Source organism: Roseburia inulinivorans DSM 16841, from assembly GCF_000174195.1.
In the GTDB taxonomy this organism is placed as follows: domain Bacteria; phylum Bacillota; class Clostridia; order Lachnospirales; family Lachnospiraceae; genus Roseburia; species Roseburia inulinivorans.
Genome location: NZ_ACFY01000151.1, coordinates 1 through 17,073, shown reverse-complemented (window position 1 = coordinate 17,073; position 17,073 = coordinate 1). Strand labels below are relative to the sequence as shown.

General features: G+C 39.5%; 17 protein-coding genes and 1 pseudogene. All 18 read right to left on the bottom strand.

The window, feature by feature from the left end; all coding sequences use genetic code 11:
• Window position 1: 1 nt before the first annotated feature.
• Window positions 2-1,165: a CobW family GTP-binding protein gene (locus ROSEINA2194_RS15570; protein WP_007889617.1), complete on the bottom strand. Its 1,164-nt coding sequence runs from the start codon at window positions 1,163-1,165 to the stop codon at window positions 2-4.
• Window positions 1,166-1,353: 188 nt separating this feature from the next.
• Window positions 1,354-2,001, bottom strand: coding sequence for a potassium channel family protein (locus ROSEINA2194_RS15565; RefSeq protein ID WP_007889614.1), 648 nt, complete (start codon window positions 1,999-2,001; stop codon window positions 1,354-1,356).
• Window positions 2,002-2,015: 14 nt separating this feature from the next.
• On the bottom strand, window positions 2,016-3,353 hold the full coding sequence (locus tag ROSEINA2194_RS15560) for a TrkH family potassium uptake protein (protein WP_007889604.1): 1,338 nt from the start codon (window positions 3,351-3,353) through the stop codon (window positions 2,016-2,018).
• Window positions 3,354-3,385: 32 nt separating this feature from the next.
• Entirely contained in the window at window positions 3,386-5,128 is a 1,743-nt protein-coding gene (locus tag ROSEINA2194_RS15555; protein ID WP_007889602.1) for an ABC transporter ATP-binding protein, read from the bottom strand.
• 134 nt (window positions 5,129-5,262) lie between these two features.
• Window positions 5,263-6,618: an MATE family efflux transporter gene (locus tag ROSEINA2194_RS15550; protein WP_007889597.1), complete on the bottom strand. Its 1,356-nt coding sequence runs from the start codon at window positions 6,616-6,618 to the stop codon at window positions 5,263-5,265.
• A gap of 139 nt (window positions 6,619-6,757) precedes the next feature.
• Window positions 6,758-7,132, bottom strand: a complete 375-nt coding sequence (locus ROSEINA2194_RS15545) for a serine/threonine-protein kinase (RefSeq protein WP_007889593.1) — start codon at window positions 7,130-7,132, stop codon at window positions 6,758-6,760.
• A 29-nt stretch (window positions 7,133-7,161) separates the two neighbouring features.
• Window positions 7,162-7,365, bottom strand: a pseudogene (locus ROSEINA2194_RS23950) (hypothetical protein); the annotation flags it as partial.
• 246 nt (window positions 7,366-7,611) lie between these two features.
• Window positions 7,612-8,850, bottom strand: coding sequence for a hypothetical protein (locus ROSEINA2194_RS22270; protein WP_007889592.1), 1,239 nt, complete (start codon window positions 8,848-8,850; stop codon window positions 7,612-7,614).
• Between the two features lie 107 nt (window positions 8,851-8,957).
• Window positions 8,958-9,242 carry a winged helix-turn-helix domain-containing protein gene (locus ROSEINA2194_RS15530; protein ID WP_021923725.1) on the bottom strand — a complete coding sequence of 95 codons (285 nt, stop codon included), beginning with the start codon at window positions 9,240-9,242 and terminating at the stop codon, window positions 8,958-8,960.
• 133 nt (window positions 9,243-9,375) lie between these two features.
• Window positions 9,376-10,899 (bottom strand): recombinase family protein, encoded by a 1,524-nt coding sequence (locus ROSEINA2194_RS15525; RefSeq protein ID WP_007889590.1) that lies wholly within the window; start codon window positions 10,897-10,899, stop codon window positions 9,376-9,378.
• Window positions 10,892-12,532 (bottom strand): recombinase family protein, encoded by a 1,641-nt coding sequence (locus ROSEINA2194_RS15520; protein WP_118587892.1) that lies wholly within the window; start codon window positions 12,530-12,532, stop codon window positions 10,892-10,894. Before ROSEINA2194_RS15520 ends, ROSEINA2194_RS15525 begins: the two co-directional genes overlap by 8 nt.
• 82 nt (window positions 12,533-12,614) lie before the next feature.
• Entirely contained in the window at window positions 12,615-14,312 is a 1,698-nt protein-coding gene (locus ROSEINA2194_RS15515; protein ID WP_007889587.1) for a recombinase family protein, read from the bottom strand.
• A 126-nt stretch (window positions 14,313-14,438) separates the two neighbouring features.
• Window positions 14,439-14,687 carry a DUF6870 family protein gene (locus tag ROSEINA2194_RS15510; RefSeq protein WP_021923722.1) on the bottom strand — a complete coding sequence of 83 codons (249 nt, stop codon included), beginning with the start codon at window positions 14,685-14,687 and terminating at the stop codon, window positions 14,439-14,441.
• An 82-nt stretch (window positions 14,688-14,769) separates the two neighbouring features.
• Entirely contained in the window at window positions 14,770-15,156 is a 387-nt protein-coding gene (locus ROSEINA2194_RS15505) for a type II toxin-antitoxin system PemK/MazF family toxin (RefSeq protein WP_007889583.1), read from the bottom strand.
• A 5-nt stretch (window positions 15,157-15,161) separates the two neighbouring features.
• Window positions 15,162-15,329, bottom strand: a complete 168-nt coding sequence (locus ROSEINA2194_RS21330) for a hypothetical protein (RefSeq protein WP_156337705.1) — start codon at window positions 15,327-15,329, stop codon at window positions 15,162-15,164.
• On the bottom strand, window positions 15,301-15,621 hold the full coding sequence (locus tag ROSEINA2194_RS15500; protein ID WP_007889577.1) for a hypothetical protein: 321 nt from the start codon (window positions 15,619-15,621) through the stop codon (window positions 15,301-15,303). Before ROSEINA2194_RS15500 ends, ROSEINA2194_RS21330 begins: the two co-directional genes overlap by 29 nt.
• 8 nt (window positions 15,622-15,629) lie before the next feature.
• Window positions 15,630-16,052: a hypothetical protein gene (locus ROSEINA2194_RS15495; protein WP_007889575.1), complete on the bottom strand. Its 423-nt coding sequence runs from the start codon at window positions 16,050-16,052 to the stop codon at window positions 15,630-15,632.
• A gap of 651 nt (window positions 16,053-16,703) precedes the next feature.
• Window positions 16,704-17,027 (bottom strand): helix-turn-helix domain-containing protein, encoded by a 324-nt coding sequence (locus tag ROSEINA2194_RS15490; RefSeq protein WP_005602820.1) that lies wholly within the window; start codon window positions 17,025-17,027, stop codon window positions 16,704-16,706.
• Window positions 17,028-17,073 lie beyond the last annotated feature (46 nt).

The following is a 17,073-nucleotide window of genomic DNA, read 5'->3' as shown; positions in this document are numbered from 1 at the left end:
CTTAAATTCCGAATAACTCTTCTAATCTGTGTTCGTCAATGTTGCAGCCGATCACACAAAGTCTTCCTGTATAGTCAGGCTCACCGTCACGGAGTTCATACTCGCCCGGAACCATGTCAAAGTAAATCCAGGAACCATTCTCATCCTCTACCATTCCTTTGGCACGGAGGATTGTTCCGTAATCATCTGTCTCGCAGAGAGTCTTTAATACATCCTCAATCTTTTCCTTCGTGAATTTGTGAGGCGTCTCTTTGCCCCAGCTTGTAAACACTTCATCTGCATGATGGTGATGATGATGCTCATGGTCATGGCATCCGCAGGTGCAGTTTTCGTCATGTTCATGATGGTGCTCATGGTCGTGGTCATGGTCTTCATGATCGTGATGATGCTCATGTTCTTCGTGATCGTGGCATCCGCAGGTGCAGTTCTCGTCATGTTCATGATGATGTTCGTGATCATGCTCATGATCGTGGTCTTCATGATCGTGGTCATGATGGTGATGTTCATGCTCATGCTCCTCTGCCTCTTCTTTGGCATGCTGCTCAGCCATCAGTTTCATCTCAAGAGAATCTGCTCCCTCGATCACTTTTAAGATCTGCTCGCCTTTGATTGCATCCCATGCTGTTGTGATGATTGCAGCCTTTGGATTCAATGTCTGGATCTGTTTTACACAAAGTTCTAACTGCTCAGGTGTTGCATTCTGGCTTCTGCTCAGTACAACAACTGTAGCATATTCAATCTGATTATTAAAAAATTCACCGAATGCTTTCATCTGTTTGCTTGCTTTTAAAGCATTTACGACAGTTACGAGTCCGTTTAATTTAACGTCTTCCTCTTTCTCGATATCGATCACAGACTTCATAACATCGGATAACTTACCGACACCAGATGGCTCGATCAGGATACGATCCGGATGATATTTATCAATCACTTCGTGAAGATTCTTTCCGAAATCACCTACTAATGAACAGCAGATACAGCCGGAATTCATCTCGGTGATCTGGATTCCTGCATCTTTTAAGAAACCGCCATCGATTCCGACTTCACCGAACTCATTCTCGATCAGAACGATCTTCTCGCCCTTAAATACCTCATCGATCATTTTTTTAATAAATGTGGTTTTTCCTGCTCCTAAGAAACCGGAAATAATATCAATTTTTGTCATAATAAATCCACTCCTTTTTATGTCTTGATAATATGCAGAATGCAGATTATCATGGTTACATTGTATTATCTTTGTCTGTCCGGATCACACTTTCTGCCCGAACATTCCTATTTTACTCGATTATTTTACAAAATGCAAATTTTGTGCAATTTTTAATAATTATTTTATACCCTGTTTATTTTTATCCATTATATCCGAAAACACTTCTGCATATCCTTGTATGTACCGAGAACCAAAAGGGTATCTTCACTGCTTAGTTCCATATCCGGGCCAATCGCCATATTCATCTTTCCATCTGTTTTGATTGCCAGAATACTGATGCTGTACTTTTTACGGATATCCAGTTCACCGATCGTTTTTCCGATCCAGCCTCCCGGCACCTCCACCTCAAAAATAGCATGAGAATCATCCACTTCGATATAATCATGGATATGATCTGCCGTATAGCGGATCGCTGCCCAGTTGGCGATCTGTTTTTCCGGATAAATGACCTCGTCTGCTCCGTTGCGAAGCAGGAACTTTGCCTGTACATCCCGCTCTGCACGCGATATGACCATTTTAGCGCCAAGTTCTTTCAAAAGAGAAGTTGTCTCCAGGGAATTCTGGAAATTGCCTCCGATCGTCACAAAACAAATATCATAATTTTTGATTCCAAGCGACTCCAGAAAATTCTCATTGGTACTGTCACCGATCTGTGCGTCTGTAACATACGGAAGAATTTCATTGACAAGATTTTCATTCTCATCCACAGCCATCACTTCATGTCCAAGCTCATTCAACTGGTATGCAACATGCTTTCCAAATCTTCCGAGTCCGATAAGCAAAATATTTTTCATTATAATTTTCTCCTTTATCCAACAGTTATTTTATCAAGCGGTCTTTTTGCCCCACTCTGGATTTTTACTGAAATTGCAGCATATATAAGTGTCAGTCCGCCAACTCTTCCAAGATACATCAAAACAACCAATATCAGATGTGATACCAGTCCAAGCTCCGTTGTGATCCCTAATGTAAGTCCTGCCGTGCCCACTGCCGATGCTGTTTCAAAAAGACAATCCGATAATGCAACATGTTCTATCTGACTGATTGCGATTCCTCCTGCAAAAAACAGGAAAAAATACAAAATAGCGATCGTTGCCGCATTTTTCACTACTGTATTATCGAATCTTCTTCCAAAAACCTCTGTTTCCGGCTCTCTTCCGAATGTTGCAAACGCATTCAGTATCAGCACTGCGATCGTTGTTGTCTTCATACCTCCTGCCGTTGATCCCGGAGATCCACCGATCAGCATCATCAAAATCATGATCGCTTTGGAAGAATCGTTCATTGCACCAAGATCTGCCGTATTAAATCCTGCTGTTCGAAGAGTTACCGACTGAAAAAAAGAAGCCAGTATTCTTTTTCCCATAGAAAATCCGGTAAAATCACTCAGAAAGAAAAAAACAGCCGGTAGTAAGATCAAAACAGCGGTGGTAACGAGGATAATCTTACTCTGCAGACGGTAACGTTTCAAGTTCCATTTGTTTGTGCAAAAATCATCCCAGGTCAGAAATCCGATGCCACCGATCACGATCAAAAGCATGATCACAATATTGATCAATGGATTGGCAATATATCCTGTCAGAGATGGAAATGTCTGTTCCGTCGTTCCAAGTATGTCAAAACCTGCATTGCAAAAAGCCGATACCGAATGGAAGACTGACATCCAGATTCCTTTCCATCCATAATCCCTGCAAAATACAGGAAGCATGAGAATGGCACCGATCAGTTCGATCAGAAATGTTCCCTGTAGAATAAATTTCGTAAGCCGGACAATTCCACCTACTTTCGGTGCTGAAATCGCATCCTGCATCGTACTCCGCTGCATTAACGAGATCTTTCTCCCGGAAACCATTGAAAAAGATGCAACCACAGTAATAACTCCCAATCCGCCGGTCTGGATCAGAAGTAAGATCACTGCCTGGCCAAACGCCGACCAGTAGCTTCCTGTATCCACGACCACAAGTCCTGTCACGCAGACAGCTGATGTCGCAGTAAATAAAGTTTTATCAAACGGTGTCACAACTCCGGCAGAAGATGAGATCGGAAGCATTAAAATAATTGCTCCAAGTAATATCACTCCTGCAAATCCAAATGCGATCATCTCAAACGATGACATTTTCTTTTTTTTACGGATAAGTTCCGGCATATCAATTCTCCTCTTTTTCTGCTGCTTTCATTTTATTTGTGGAACTGCATATTGTAAAGCTTTTCGTAAGTTCCCTTCCTGTCCATCAGTTCTTCATGTGTTCCTGATTCTTCGATACCATCCTCAGATAAAACAATGATCTTCTCTGCGTTTTTGATGGTGGAAAGCCTGTGTGCAATTACAAACGTGGTACGGTTTTTTGCAAGCTTCTCCAATGAATCCTGTACTACTTTTTCACTCTCATTGTCAAGTGCGGAGGTTGCCTCATCAAAAATAAGGATCGGTGGATTTTTAAGGAAAACCCTTGCAATGGACAATCGCTGCTTCTGTCCGCCGGAAAGCTTGATCCCGCGCTGTCCGATGTCCGTCTCATAACCGTTTGGAAGTGACATGATAAACTCATGCGCATTGGCGTTTTTTGCTGCCTCGATGACTTCCTCTCTTGTCGCATCCGGTTTTCCGTAACGGATATTGTCAAAAACAGTTCCAACAAAAAGATACACATCCTGCTGCACAATGCCGATGTGGTCGCGCAGACTCTTTAAGGTGAGATCACGCACATCTTTTCCATCGATTTTTACTGCGCCGCCCGTCACGTCATAGAAACGAGGAATGAGGGAACAGAGCGTACTTTTTCCTGCGCCGGAGGAACCGACTAATGCCATGTAAGCCCCCGCCGGAACATTTAAACTGATATGGTTCAACACTTTTTCCGTGTTTTCCTCATACTGGAATGAAACATTTTCAAAAGTAATATCTCCCTTTACATCCTTAAGTTCCACTGCATCTTTTTTGTCCTCGATATCCGGATGAACGGCGAGGATCTCCTGAAAACGTTCAAACCCGGTATAACCATTCTGAAACTGCTCTGTGAAATCAATGAGGGTGCGGACAGGATCCGTAAACACACTGATATAGAGCATAAATGTGACAAGGTCGCTGACATCCACACTGCCTTTTGCGATCAGCACCGTACCTGTCAGGATCACACTGACCTGAATGAGTGTCGTAAACGCTCCAAGCCCTGCCTGATAACTTCCCATGTAAAAATAGCTGTTTTTCTTGGCTGCAAGGAAACCGTCATTGCCTTGTTTGAATTTACGGTTTTCAATCTCTTCATTGGCAAAAGATTTTACCACCCGGATACCGGATAAGTTATCCTCGATCTGCGCATTGATGTCTGCGATTTTTACACGGTTCTGTTTGAATGCGAGACGCATTTTTTTATTCAGGACAAATGCATAGATCAGCATGAACGGCAGAATTGCAAAGGCTGCAACTGCGAGCATTGGGTTGATGTTCACAAGAATGATCAGTGCTCCGGCAATTTTGATCACGGACAGAATGATGTTCTCAGGTCCATGATGCATCAGTTCGCTGATATCAAAAAGATCGGTTGTGATACGGCTCATCAGCTGTCCGACTTTCTGGTCATCATAAAAGGAAAAGGACAGTTTCTGGTAATGTGCGAAAATTTCCGCACGCATGTCATACTCGATTTTCGCTCCCATCACATGTCCGTAATTACAAATGTAGAATTTGCTGTAACAGTCAACCGCCACCAGCGCAAACAGTCCAATGGCAATGTAAGCTGCCTGATGCAAAATTTCTGCCGGCTCACGGTACACAAGATTGTAGGTCACATACCGCACGACCAGCGGAATGATCAGGGCAACCGCCGCAGAGAGCGTTGCAAAAAACATGTCTGTCCAGAACACACGCATGTAAGGTTTATAATAGGTGAGCATTTTTTTCATGGTTCCACTTTTTTTCATAAATTCCGGTTCTCCTCTGCATAAGATAAGACTGATACATTCTTTTATGCATCAGTCTCATTCAAATTCATATGATATTATTTTAGACGTAAAGCTGAAATTGTCAAGCTTTTCCCCTACGCCGGATATGCTGCTTATTTTCTCTTTTCAAACCCATACACCCATTTTCCACGCAAAAATAAAGCAAGGAAAATGACCGAACTAATACTCCAGGTCAATGGATACGCCCAGAAGATCACGCGGATATCCGGGATAAAATGAACCGTAACCGTGATATAGCTTACACGGAACAGACACCATACACACAGCATGACGATCATTGGAACCGATGCATTTCCCGAACCACGAAGCACCGCAGCGATGCAGTGGGAAAAAGCCAGCAGAAAATAGAACAATGCAATGGTTCTCGACTGCATAACTCCATAATGTACTACATCCGGTTCACTGTTAAAGGCTGCAATAAGCACCGGTGCGGCTGTATAAATCACAACTCCGATCAATTCTGCAATGATAATCGAACAGAGAACGCCAAATCTCGCTCCTTTTTTTGCACGGTCATACTGCTTTGCACCAAGGTTCTGGCTGACAAAAGTGGTCAGCGCCATCGTAAAACAGGTCACCGGCAGAAACGCAAATCCTTCGATTTTGGAATAAGATCCACATCCCGCCATCGCCATTTTCCCAAATGCATTGATATTTGTCTGCACAAAAACATTCGCAATGGCGATCACAGAATTCTGAAAACCGGACGGCACACCGTTTTGTATGATCTGCCACAGCATCTGGCTGTCAAAACGGATTTTATTTAACTGAAGCCTATATTCTTCTTTTGCTCTCAGAAGATGGATCAGACATAAGAATGCACTTACAAATTGGGAAATCGCTGTTGCCAAAGCGGCTGCACCGACTCCCATCCCCAATCCTGAAATAAAGAAAATATCCAGCACCACATTGATACAGGAAGAAATGATCAGATAAATCAGCGGATGTCTGCTGTCTCCAACCGACTGCAAAATCCCTACAAAAATATTGTACATGATCACTCCGATAGAGCCTGCAAAATAAGTGCGGAAATAGGTGATAGATTCCGGAAGCACCTCTGCGGGTGTTCCCATCAACACCAGGATCTTCGGTGCTAAAAGCATGCCGATCACTGTCAATGCAATTCCTGCTGCAATTCCAAACGCAACCGTTGTGTGGATTGATTTCTCCAGATTTGCCCTGTCTTTCGCTCCATAATATCTGGCAATTACAACACCTGCACCCATTGCGATGCCATTGATAAATCCAACCATCAGAAAAATCAGATTCCCGGATGAGCTGACTGCCGCCAACGCATTGCTGCCGAGATAATTTCCTACGATCAGTGAATCTGCCGTGTTATACAATTGCTGAAACAAATTTCCAAGAAACAGCGGAATCGCAAATAAAATAATTTTTCTGGAAATGCTTCCCTCTGTCATTCTTGTTTTATCTTCTGTTCTCATCATTACTTCCTCGTATCTTTTTCTGCTCTACGCTCTGACTCTAATAATAGGTACTATCTATAGTATAGTTTTTTTCGTGTAAAATCAACAAGTTTTGAGGATTATAAGAGATTTGGATTGAACAAAATCTTGAGTTACATAACTAATGCTGCTCCATATAATCAATAAATTCCGTTGTCTTAGACCAGTACTTAATCCCCCAATTTTCAAAATTCCATTCATCCATGTAATTGTTACATTCATAGTCAATATACTCTTTTAATATTCTTTCATTTGCTACATCAATGTCTAACATTCTTGGAATTCTGATTCCTGTCTGCAACAGTCTGTTATAATCATTTTGTTCTGCTTCGATTTTATTGCCAAATGAGTAATATTCACATGGCTCATGGTGTATCTGTTTTAACACATAAAATTTACCTTCCCGTTCTGCCAAATAGGAATAACCACCTTTTCCATGTCCTAATAACTTCACAATTTTATATTCTTTCTGATTAACATTCATAACATCCTGCATTATCGTCCCCCCTGTTTATTCGGCAAAGTATATTCCTTGAATCCGACCACTAACGTAGCGTCAGGCTTTTGCATTGCAATTAACATTGTGTTGTTAAAGCTGTAATTATGAAATTTTGACATGGTATTCAGATAAATCTTGTACTTCTCGCTTTCAAAAAGTTCCTTGATACCCTACTCCAACTTCTCCGTTATTTCCTGTACTTTCTGTTTTTCTGTTTTAGCGTCTGCCATTGTTTTTGTTTCTTAATTGTCTGTTTCTATGCTATTAAATTTCTCCCTTTTCGGAAAAGTGTTTCTGATATTACTTAACCCAAACTATCCTGTTATTTATACATTTTAAGAAGTTAATGCAATTTGAGCTATTGATTTGCTTGGATATGATAAAGATTAGTTTTGCTGACTGGATTGAAATTGAGTTTAGGTTTAAAACATAATAAAAGCTATCCAATTTTTTTGACCGGGTAGCCTTTGTAAAATTTATTCTGCTGGAACTTCTGTGGCTGTGAGTGATATATACTCTGAAAAAATGGCATTTACCACAGCTTTCCTTTCGTCATCCAGTGATAAATAGTTCTGATTTACATTATCGTTGAATGTACCACAATCGGAATGATATTTGTATGTTTCTTCGTTGATTGTAATTTCAATGTTGCTTAAACAATCAGTTGTACCTTCTGTATTCCATGCATCACCACATAATATATTAGATATAGTTCTGATATCCTCATTTTCAGTGATGTTCGCATTTTCTCCTGTGAAAACATTATGAATACTTACTACTGCAACTGGGTCTATCATAAGTTCACTACTGGCCAGGACTTTTTCTGTTGCAAAAACCCACCATTTTTCATTCATATTAATCTCGATTATGCCTTCTTGTGAACCATATTGATATCCATAGCCTGTACCAAAGTTAGATTGATTGTCTTTTGTTGGCTTTTCACTTCCGTCTACTTCTGACGTAATCTCTCCATCCATAACACCACAACGGGCTTCTACTGTACTTTCATGACCTGTGTCAATATATAACTCGCCATTTACCATGACCATAGGAATTAAATCCCATTGTTCTGCTTCTTTGACAACTTTGATACCGTAAACCTCTGTTATCTGTGCTGGATAACTTTCTGCAATTTCTCCGTTATATGCTATTTCAATAATGTCACCAACATTTGGTTGTGGAGCAGTACCTATGTTTTTCATTGGTACTGTAATCAGATCTGCATTGTTTAATTCTTGACTACCCTCTACTGGTTCTACTAAAAAATAATTATCACGAATTTCAAGAATGGTTGCTTCAAAAATAGTGTTATTTTCTTCACCTATTCCACTTGGTCTGAGCCATTGACCTGTTTCTTCATCTTTCACTAAAATCAACTCGTAACCTCCCTCCGGTCTGTTAAAATAAATTTCTGTATCATCCGAAGTAAGCTCTAATTGGAAGCTATGCTCTGCTCCAATCGGACTGTTTATTCCACCAAATGTCGAAAAAAATGTAAGATAATGTGGTTTTACTCCACTTCCATTGTCTTTAAATCCTCTGATATATCCTGTAGATGTTGGAATTCCTACATCAAGCGTGATCTCCGTTCCATCCTCTGATACAGAGTAATCAACTAATACGACATCCATTCTTTTTTGAAAACCTGTGCCAATAAAGAATAGAGCTACTAATACAGCTAAAATTACAATTACTGCAATTATTCTTTTTTTCATAATCAAACACCTCCATTGATTTGGTGAAATTTCAAACAAATTCGTTTTTAAATTAACCTTAATGTAGATTTATACATCAAAAATGCAGAATTATACATGTTTTTCATTCAGACACACCATTTCGAAAGGGGAGTTAAATTTTTATTGAACCGATAGCCGACTCCCCAAACAGTCTGTATATAGGTTGGCTTGCTTGGGTTATCCTCTATCTTCTCCCGAATATTACGGATATGGCTCATGACGATGTTGTAATCACCGGAATATGATTCTTTCCACACAATGTCATAAATCCGTTCCTTGCTGAACACTATTCCCGGATGCTTTGCAAGAAGCTTGAAAATCTCAAACTCCGTATACGTAAGCTCAATCTCCTGATTTTCCCGAATAATCACCCGTTGAACCTCTGCTCGTGTCAAGTAAGAAACAAAAAAAATTAATTTTTTTATCAATGGGGAACCTTTAGCAAGATTCCCCATGTTACTTCTTTATAATTTTGTTTTCTCGCTATTACTACTGATTATACCATCATCCAGCCTGAAAGTCATCAAAGTTCCATCTGATTTCAATATGCTCATTATCATACACCAACACATAATCAATGAGATATCTGATTACTTCTTCATCAAACTCATCCAACTTACTAAGCTTTGTTAGCTGTTCCTGCTTTGCATCAAGAAAGAGATCCTTTTGCATATCAAGTGTTTCCTGCTTCTCTGTAATCAGACTTTCTATCTCTGCGATTTTCTGCTTAACTTCTGCAGTCTTTTTTGCCATCTGATCACGAGTGATATTTGTTTTTGTATAATCATCGTATATCTCAAACTTTAGCTTTGCATAGTGTGCCTTTGACTTTTTAAGTGATTCGATTTCCCTTTCAAGATTATCTGGACAATTACCGCCATCAGTTTTCAACTCAAATTCCTGCAACTGAGCCAATGCCATATTTCTAGCAATGTCTAGAAGTGTCGCCTCAAGTTCTTCACCTCTAATACGTGACACATGACCGTTGTGGCATCTGTATGAGGATTTATTTCCGTATTTATAAAGTCCCTTACCACATATTCCACAGCGAATATACGATTTACGCCACTTTCCATTTGGTTTTCTCTTCGTCACTTCTCGTCTTGCTATCATCTTGTGAGCAAGCTTGAAGTCTTCCACAGAAACTAATGGTTCATGACAGTTTTCAACAATTATCCAGTCCTCTTTATCTCTCTGCACAACCTGATGACCGGTATCAATATTATCAGCCGTCTTGTTATTGATTACAGAACCAATATAGACTTCATTATATAAAATCTCCATTACTGTACTGGCACTCCACATGTGCTCACCAATATCCCTTTCATAACATCTCTTAACTCCAATCTTTTGGTAATACTCAAATATGCTATCATATCCATTATTATTCAGATAATTTGCAATCTCGGTGTATTTCATGCCTTTAATAGCCAGTTCAAATATCAGCTGGACAACAGGTGCTGTTACTGGGTCAGGCACTAACATATGCTTATCATCTTCACTTTTCTGGTATCCAAAAGGAGCAAATGCAGCAATGTACTTTCCCTGCTTAGCCAACACTGCCTTAGCGGCTCTTACCTTTTTTGATGCATCCTTACAATACAATGCATTCACAAGATTTTTCAGTGCAACACTCATACCTCCGGTTGAACCAAAGCTGTTAGCAGAATCGTAATTATCATTCACGCTGATATATCTTACCTGAAGAACCGGAAATATACATTCCATATAGTTACCAACTTCAAGATAATCTCGTCCGAGTCTGCTGTAGTCCTTCGTCACAATAACCTGAATCTTACCAGCCTTTACCAGATCCATCATTTTTACAAAATTAGGTCTGCTAAAGTCTGCTCCGGAATATCCATCATCTGAAAATTCCATTATGTTGCAGTCCTTTAGTTCAGGCAGTTTCTGGATATGATCAAGCATTAACTTTCGCTGATGGGAAATACTGTTACTTTCCTCATGAGCAGCCAAGTTGTCATCTTCATCTGATAATCTCATATAGAGAGCTATCGTCTTATCCATTGCTGCTCACCTCTCTTTCTTCTGCCACTTTAAGCAGCTCCTTTAGGAAATCATCATACAAGAGCTTAACTTCTATATTGCCATCATAAAAAACAATTTCCGATACAAAAGCATCCACAAGCTCCTTTGTAAGTTTTCTTTTAGCCATATATTTATTGACAGTTTCTTCCCATCCTTCATCAATATGAAATTCTTTTTCATACAGACTTCTTCGATGAAGCAATTCAGTAATCTGCGCTTCAATCTCATTTACTCTGCTTTCATATTCTCTCTGATACTGGCACAGTTCTTCCGCAGTGATTAACTGTTCCCTATAATCTTCATACAAACCACTTTTGTTAGCGGTAATTCTTCTTACATCATTTTGAAGTTTTGCTATCTGCTTGGTATAAATATCATATTGAAGAACATTCTCTTTTCTGCTGTTCATCTTCTGAACAAACTTTGTTTTCTCAACACACAAACTCATATGCTGACGGATAACAGAAAAAACACTATCCATAACCTCAGAATAATCATAAGAGTACTTATTTTCACATAGCCTAGCTAATTTTCTACGGTTCTTACACTTATAATAGAACTTTTCTGAATAAGTGTGATGCCTGCCAATCAATACACTGCCTCCACAACAGGCGCATTTTGTTTTATATACCAGAATATTATCCGGCTTATTTGGAACATCAGCTTTAGGTTTTGATGCTTCTAAATGCTTCTTTTTGATATGCTCCATTCTCTCCCTTGTTTTGTAGAAAGTGTCCTTATCAATTATTGGTTCATGAACATTTTCTATTCGCTGCCATGTTGATGCATCTGTTTTAACATTCTTTCTCCCGGTATCAAGAGCCTTCCTTTGCTTTCCATGAACAATATTTCCAATGTAATATTCCCCTTGGAGTATCTCTTTTACATGCGAATAGTGCCATTCTCTTGCTTTTTCAGCAAGTTCAATCTTTCCTGACTTATAGAATCTGTATTTCGGAGGTGAAAGAATTCCTTCGTTTTGCAAAGTCTTTGCAATACCAGCATATCCCTTCCCATCCAAAAATATATTAAAAATTCTAACTACATTGTCAGATACCTCTTCATCAATCAAAAGCTTTCTTGAACCATCTGTAGCCCTGTAATATCCATATGGTGGCGTTCCCTCGCTGAAGCCGCCCTGTGCCCAAATACTATGCTTTCCGGTCTCTACTTTCTTTGAAAGGTCTTTGGAATAATATTCGTTCACAATATTCTTAAGCGGTACGGATAAATCAGTTCCCGGTCTTGCAGTATCAAAATCATCTGTGATAGCAATATATCTCACATCAAGAAAAGGAAATACCCTCTCAATGTAGTTGCCTGCTTCCACATAATTTCTCCCAAGTCTGCTAAGGTCACGGGTAATAACAGTATTAATCCTGCCAGCCCTTATATCCTGAATCATCCGGTCAAATTCTGGTCTTTCAAAAGTAGTTCCTGTCACCGATATATCGGCATAGACCTCAACCTCTACCATATCATCCTGCGAATTAATAAATTCCCTGATATATGCTATCTGTGTGTCTACAGTATCTCTTTCCTTATTCGCCTCTGATTCAAATGAAAGTCTCGCATAGATTCCAACCTGATATGGTTTTGCCTCCTTATCCATGCTTAAAACTGCTTTTGCCGTCAGATTGTCAGTCGGCTCTGCAACTGCAACCGGCATATTTTTTCTGCTCTTTCTTGCCATACTACACAGCCTCCTTTAATCTGATATTCAGTTTTCCTGTACTGTCCACCTCAACCGAATGCCCCTGACTTGCAATAACATTAAGACATTCTTTGTAGCAGTCATCAAAGTCAAACACTACTTCAATGTGGGTTTTATCAAATACCTTTATTTCACGGATAAGAGATACAACCACTTCCCTTGTAAGCTTCTCGATATTTTTATGTTCCGTAAAATAATCAAGCCATACAAAGCCTTTGCTCTTACGATTCAGCACATCTTCCATTTCCAATTCAATCTGGTGAATGGCAATCTCGGCACTCTTTTTCCTCTGCTCATATGCTGTATGAAGCTCTTTGTAATCTTCCTTTGAGATAATGCCATCCTTCATATCCTCATAAAGCATTCCTCTGAGGTCTGCACATCTGTCTACCTCTGCCTGTTTCTTTTCACGCCTTTCCTCAAGCTTTTTCATATCAAGCTGCTGAAACGGCACGTTGCCGATAAAAGAAAGAATTCTTTTAAGGTCAATCATGTTATCAATGTGTGTCTGTAAAAGCTCTAGCACCACTTCTTCCAACTTATCCGTGGAAATTCTGTGGGAACTGCACTGCTTTGAATCCTTATGGGTTGCACACAGATAATAGGCATAAGTTTTGCCACCCACTTTTGAAGTTTTTCTTACCATGGGAATCCCACAGCCGCCACAGGTAACTACCCCTGACAGCGGATAAACTTCCTCTCTGTCCGGTGATGTTCTTGTATCCATTGCAAGCAATCTCTGTACTACTTCAAAATCCCTGTCCGTGATAACCGGCTCATGGTTCTTTTCAATCCTTATCCATTCGCATTTTTCTTTGATTATGGTCTTTTTGACCTTGTGATTCGGTGTTGTCTGTTTTCCCTGTACGAGATTACCTATATAAACCTCATTTGTAAGGATTCTCCTTACCATGACTGAAGTCCACTCCGACTTTTCTTTTGTCTTAAAGCATGTCTGATAATTGCTTCCTGTGCTTGCTTTATACTCAGCCGGTGGAAGTATTCCTGATGAATTAAGTTCACATGCAATTGCATCCTGACTTTTTCCATGCAACTTCATTCTGAAAATATCTTTCACAACATTTGCTGCATATACATCAATTTCCAGTTTGTGCTTATCTTTATCATTCTTTTTGTATCCATATGGCACAAATGCCGTGATTACATCTCCCTGCTTTCTCTTAATTTCAAGATGTGAACGTATCTTAATTGAAATATCACGACAGTAAGCATCATTAATAAGATTTTTGAATGGAATAATAATCTCATCTGACTGCGACTTTGCCTCTCCGGAATCAATACCATCATTGATTGCAATAAATCTTACTCCCATAGCAGGGAATAATCGCTCAATATACATACCTGAATCTATATATTCTCTTCCGAATCTGCTCAGATCCTTAGTGACAACGCAATCAATTTTGCCTTTCTTAATATCTTCAAGCATCATCTGGAATGCCGGTCGCTCAAAATTAGAGCCGCTGAAACCATCATCAACATACTCCTGCACAACCTCAATATCATTTTTGTTTTCGAGAAAATCTCTAATCAGTGATTTCTGATTTGCGATACTGTTACTCTCAGTTTTTTCATGTGAAGCAACAGCGCCATCTTCCTTCGATAAACGAACATAGATGGCTGCATGATAGATCTTTTTGATCTGACTTATCTGACTCATATGCACATCCTCCTATTGTTGTTTAAGTTAGAAGATAACTTTTCAATAAGGTGATATGCACTAATTTAGAATTTTTATACCAAAAACATCATAGCACATATCACTTTGAAATTCCACCACAAATTTTCAGACATTCAAAAGCAGATTTTCAAATGCCTGTTCCATCGACAGTCCATTATTCGCAAAGCTTACCTTAATCATCATACTTCCACGACGCAGCATATATGGATTTCCCACCTGTTTTAAGAACTGTGCCTGCCTCTTACTCTGTGGCTGATTTTTATCTATTTTAATTTTTCTAATATCAGTCAGATCTTCTATTTTTACATTGTTAAAATCCACATCTAATAGTGCTCTGTATTCTTCTGCTGTCATAAAATCTATCCCCCTTTCAGTAAAAATGCCACCCATAGAATACAGGTGGCTATGTAACCCGGAGCAAATGCCCCGGTAATATTTAATTGTACTTTTCATATGCCCCAATCTGGATTTTTACACATTCAGTAATCTTATCAAGTAGTTCCGTATCTGAAATTGAAGCAACTACCCTCTCAATATGGACATTTACATCAATGGATACAATCTGCTCACATAATGCCATACTGTCAAATACCTCAAAATCTGTGTCAGTAACCTTTACCTTTGCAGCCGGTATTGGACAGTGGGTTGGCAGATATTTCTTTTTCCATGTTTTTGTGGACATGGCTACTGCTGTGACAACCGGTGAATACTGATTTGCCTTGTTATTTGAGATAATAATATAAGGTCTTGTATACTTCTGAATGCTCCCTTTACTTACTGACTCCAGATTTGCAATAACAATGTCGCCCCTGTTCAGTTTCATCTATGTCATTCCTCCTGTTCCCTGATATATTCTTCTGCCTCATCCTCTGTCGGACAGGCAACAATCCGTTTCCCATATTCATCAATCACTACTGTTTCGCCCGGAAATATAATCAGTTTTAATTTTCTATTTTCTTCTGTCATATCATTCATAAGAAATGAGAGCAGGTTCATAGCCCCTGCTCTCTGCATTAATACTGATTCCATGTTCCGCTGCAAGTGTCATTACAGCTTTAATCTCATTAAGTTCCATTGAAATGTCTACCACATCTCTTACTAGCACACAGATAATGACATCTCTTTCAATATAATATCTTAATCGTTCAACCGCTTTTTTATCTGTATTAAAAATTGTCTCAACAACTTTCATGCCGGACTTTTTTGCATATGCCTCGATACGGTCAGCTGTATCATTTGCATTATTCCTTACAAATATCAGACACTGCTTTTCTTTGGAATCCTGCATATTGCCTCCTATCTGCCGTCCCTGATGTTATGATAGAACTTTGATACCGTATCAAGCACCAGCCCTCTTATATCACTTTCCTGAACAGGCTCTTTGTACATCATCTCATAACACTCTTCAAGTTCTCCATTAATATCCTCCACATAGATATCATATTCGCTGAGTTTTCCAAGTGTATCAATAACGGTCTCATCTGTTGCACCAATCATATCCTTTGAAAGTGTTATGATTGTATTAACATCTTCTTCCATATTTAAACCAATAATGGCATATTTCATCGGAAATGAAACTCCTTCTGTAGAAGCAGGCTCTGAAAGCATAGCTACAATTTCATAGCCATTATCCTGACAATACTTTTCAAGCAACTTCGGCACAAAATGATCTGTAGCCTCTAATCCTGTTTTTGCATAATATATAATTGCTCTTTCCATCTTAAAATCTCCTTATAAATAATATTGATTTGATACTGTGCGCACTTTATCTCCTCACATAAGCTGACTTATCTGTACTCTCCACACCATCACACCTAAACATTTCTTTTCTGTCGGTGACCATAAATCAGTTTGTGTGGGAAGATAAAATACTATCTTCCCGGTTTCTTAACCATCCCCGTATCGGGTAACATATCCTTTGCCAGCCACAAACACTTCGTAGTTTCCTGCCCATCTGGACTTACGAAAGTAGCCACTCTCTGAAAATGCGTTTTGCTGAAATTCAGGTGCACTTATTATCTCATTACCTCCGGCTGCTAACCCGGTAGGCACAACCCTCTGCTCTTATCCTTAAAGGCTCCTGCTGTTACGTTTCTCATAATCGGCTACAGCTCTGAGGATAGTCATCGCACGAAATGGGATTCTGCCACCCTGTCATAGACAAGGCGATATAAGCTCGTGGGATATGCGTGTCCTATTCTGTTTTCAATATTCAACGGTTCTTTTCTCAGAACCTGAACAAAGTATAACTGACACCACGCATCTTCTACAGTAACCGACACTCTTTTGAACTAAGAGTAACACTCCCACCTGTTCCAAATCCTTATAAAAAAAGCCGGACTGCATTATCAAAAATGCAATCCGACTTTTTTATTCTGTCAGAAGTTTCATATTGTCAACGGCATTTAATACCATATTCCGGATAAACTGTACTTCCTTCTCCTTCAGACCAACCAGCAGATCATCGACTTCTGCCTTTCTTTCACACCCACACACAAGATAATCCAACGTTATATGAAACAATTCAGCAATACTAATCAGCGTATCTATTTTTGCTCCATTTACACCAGCTTCAATTTTCCGCAGAGCATCCACTGACAATCCAATCTGCTCGGCAAGCTGCTGTCTTGTCATTCTTCTTGCCGCACGCAACTCTTTTATTCTTTCTCCACTATTAACAATATCGTAGTACACCTTCCACTCTTTTCCGGCACCTTATATATTTGCTTAAGCTGTATTC

Bases quoted from the DNA above. Each gene is read 5' to 3' on its own strand.
- ROSEINA2194_RS15570 (WP_007889617.1), bottom strand. From the start codon at position 1,165: ATGACAAAAATTGATATTATTTCCGGTTTCTTAGGAGCAGGAAAAACC.
- ROSEINA2194_RS15565 (WP_007889614.1), bottom strand. From the start codon at position 2,001: ATGAAAAATATTTTGCTTATCGGACTCGGAAGATTTGGAAAGCATGTT.
- ROSEINA2194_RS15560 (WP_007889604.1), bottom strand. From the start codon at position 3,353: ATGCCGGAACTTATCCGTAAAAAAAAGAAAATGTCATCGTTTGAGATG.
- ROSEINA2194_RS15555 (WP_007889602.1), bottom strand. From the start codon at position 5,128: ATGAAAAAAAGTGGAACCATGAAAAAAATGCTCACCTATTATAAACCT.
- ROSEINA2194_RS15550 (WP_007889597.1), bottom strand. From the start codon at position 6,618: ATGATGAGAACAGAAGATAAAACAAGAATGACAGAGGGAAGCATTTCC.
- ROSEINA2194_RS15545 (WP_007889593.1), bottom strand. From the start codon at position 7,132: ATGCAGGATGTTATGAATGTTAATCAGAAAGAATATAAAATTGTGAAG.
- ROSEINA2194_RS22270 (WP_007889592.1), bottom strand. From the start codon at position 8,850: ATGAAAAAAAGAATAATTGCAGTAATTGTAATTTTAGCTGTATTAGTA.
- ROSEINA2194_RS15525 (WP_007889590.1), bottom strand. From the start codon at position 10,899: ATGGATAAGACGATAGCTCTCTATATGAGATTATCAGATGAAGATGAC.
- ROSEINA2194_RS15520 (WP_118587892.1), bottom strand. From the start codon at position 12,532: ATGGATAAGGAGGCAAAACCATATCAGGTTGGAATCTATGCGAGACTT.
- ROSEINA2194_RS15515 (WP_007889587.1), bottom strand. From the start codon at position 14,312: ATGAGTCAGATAAGTCAGATCAAAAAGATCTATCATGCAGCCATCTAT.
- ROSEINA2194_RS15510 (WP_021923722.1), bottom strand. From the start codon at position 14,687: ATGACAGCAGAAGAATACAGAGCACTATTAGATGTGGATTTTAACAAT.
- ROSEINA2194_RS15505 (WP_007889583.1), bottom strand. From the start codon at position 15,156: ATGAAACTGAACAGGGGCGACATTGTTATTGCAAATCTGGAGTCAGTA.
- ROSEINA2194_RS21330 (WP_156337705.1), bottom strand. From the start codon at position 15,329: ATGAACCTGCTCTCATTTCTTATGAATGATATGACAGAAGAAAATAGA.
- ROSEINA2194_RS15500 (WP_007889577.1), bottom strand. From the start codon at position 15,621: ATGCAGGATTCCAAAGAAAAGCAGTGTCTGATATTTGTAAGGAATAAT.
- ROSEINA2194_RS15495 (WP_007889575.1), bottom strand. From the start codon at position 16,052: ATGGAAAGAGCAATTATATATTATGCAAAAACAGGATTAGAGGCTACA.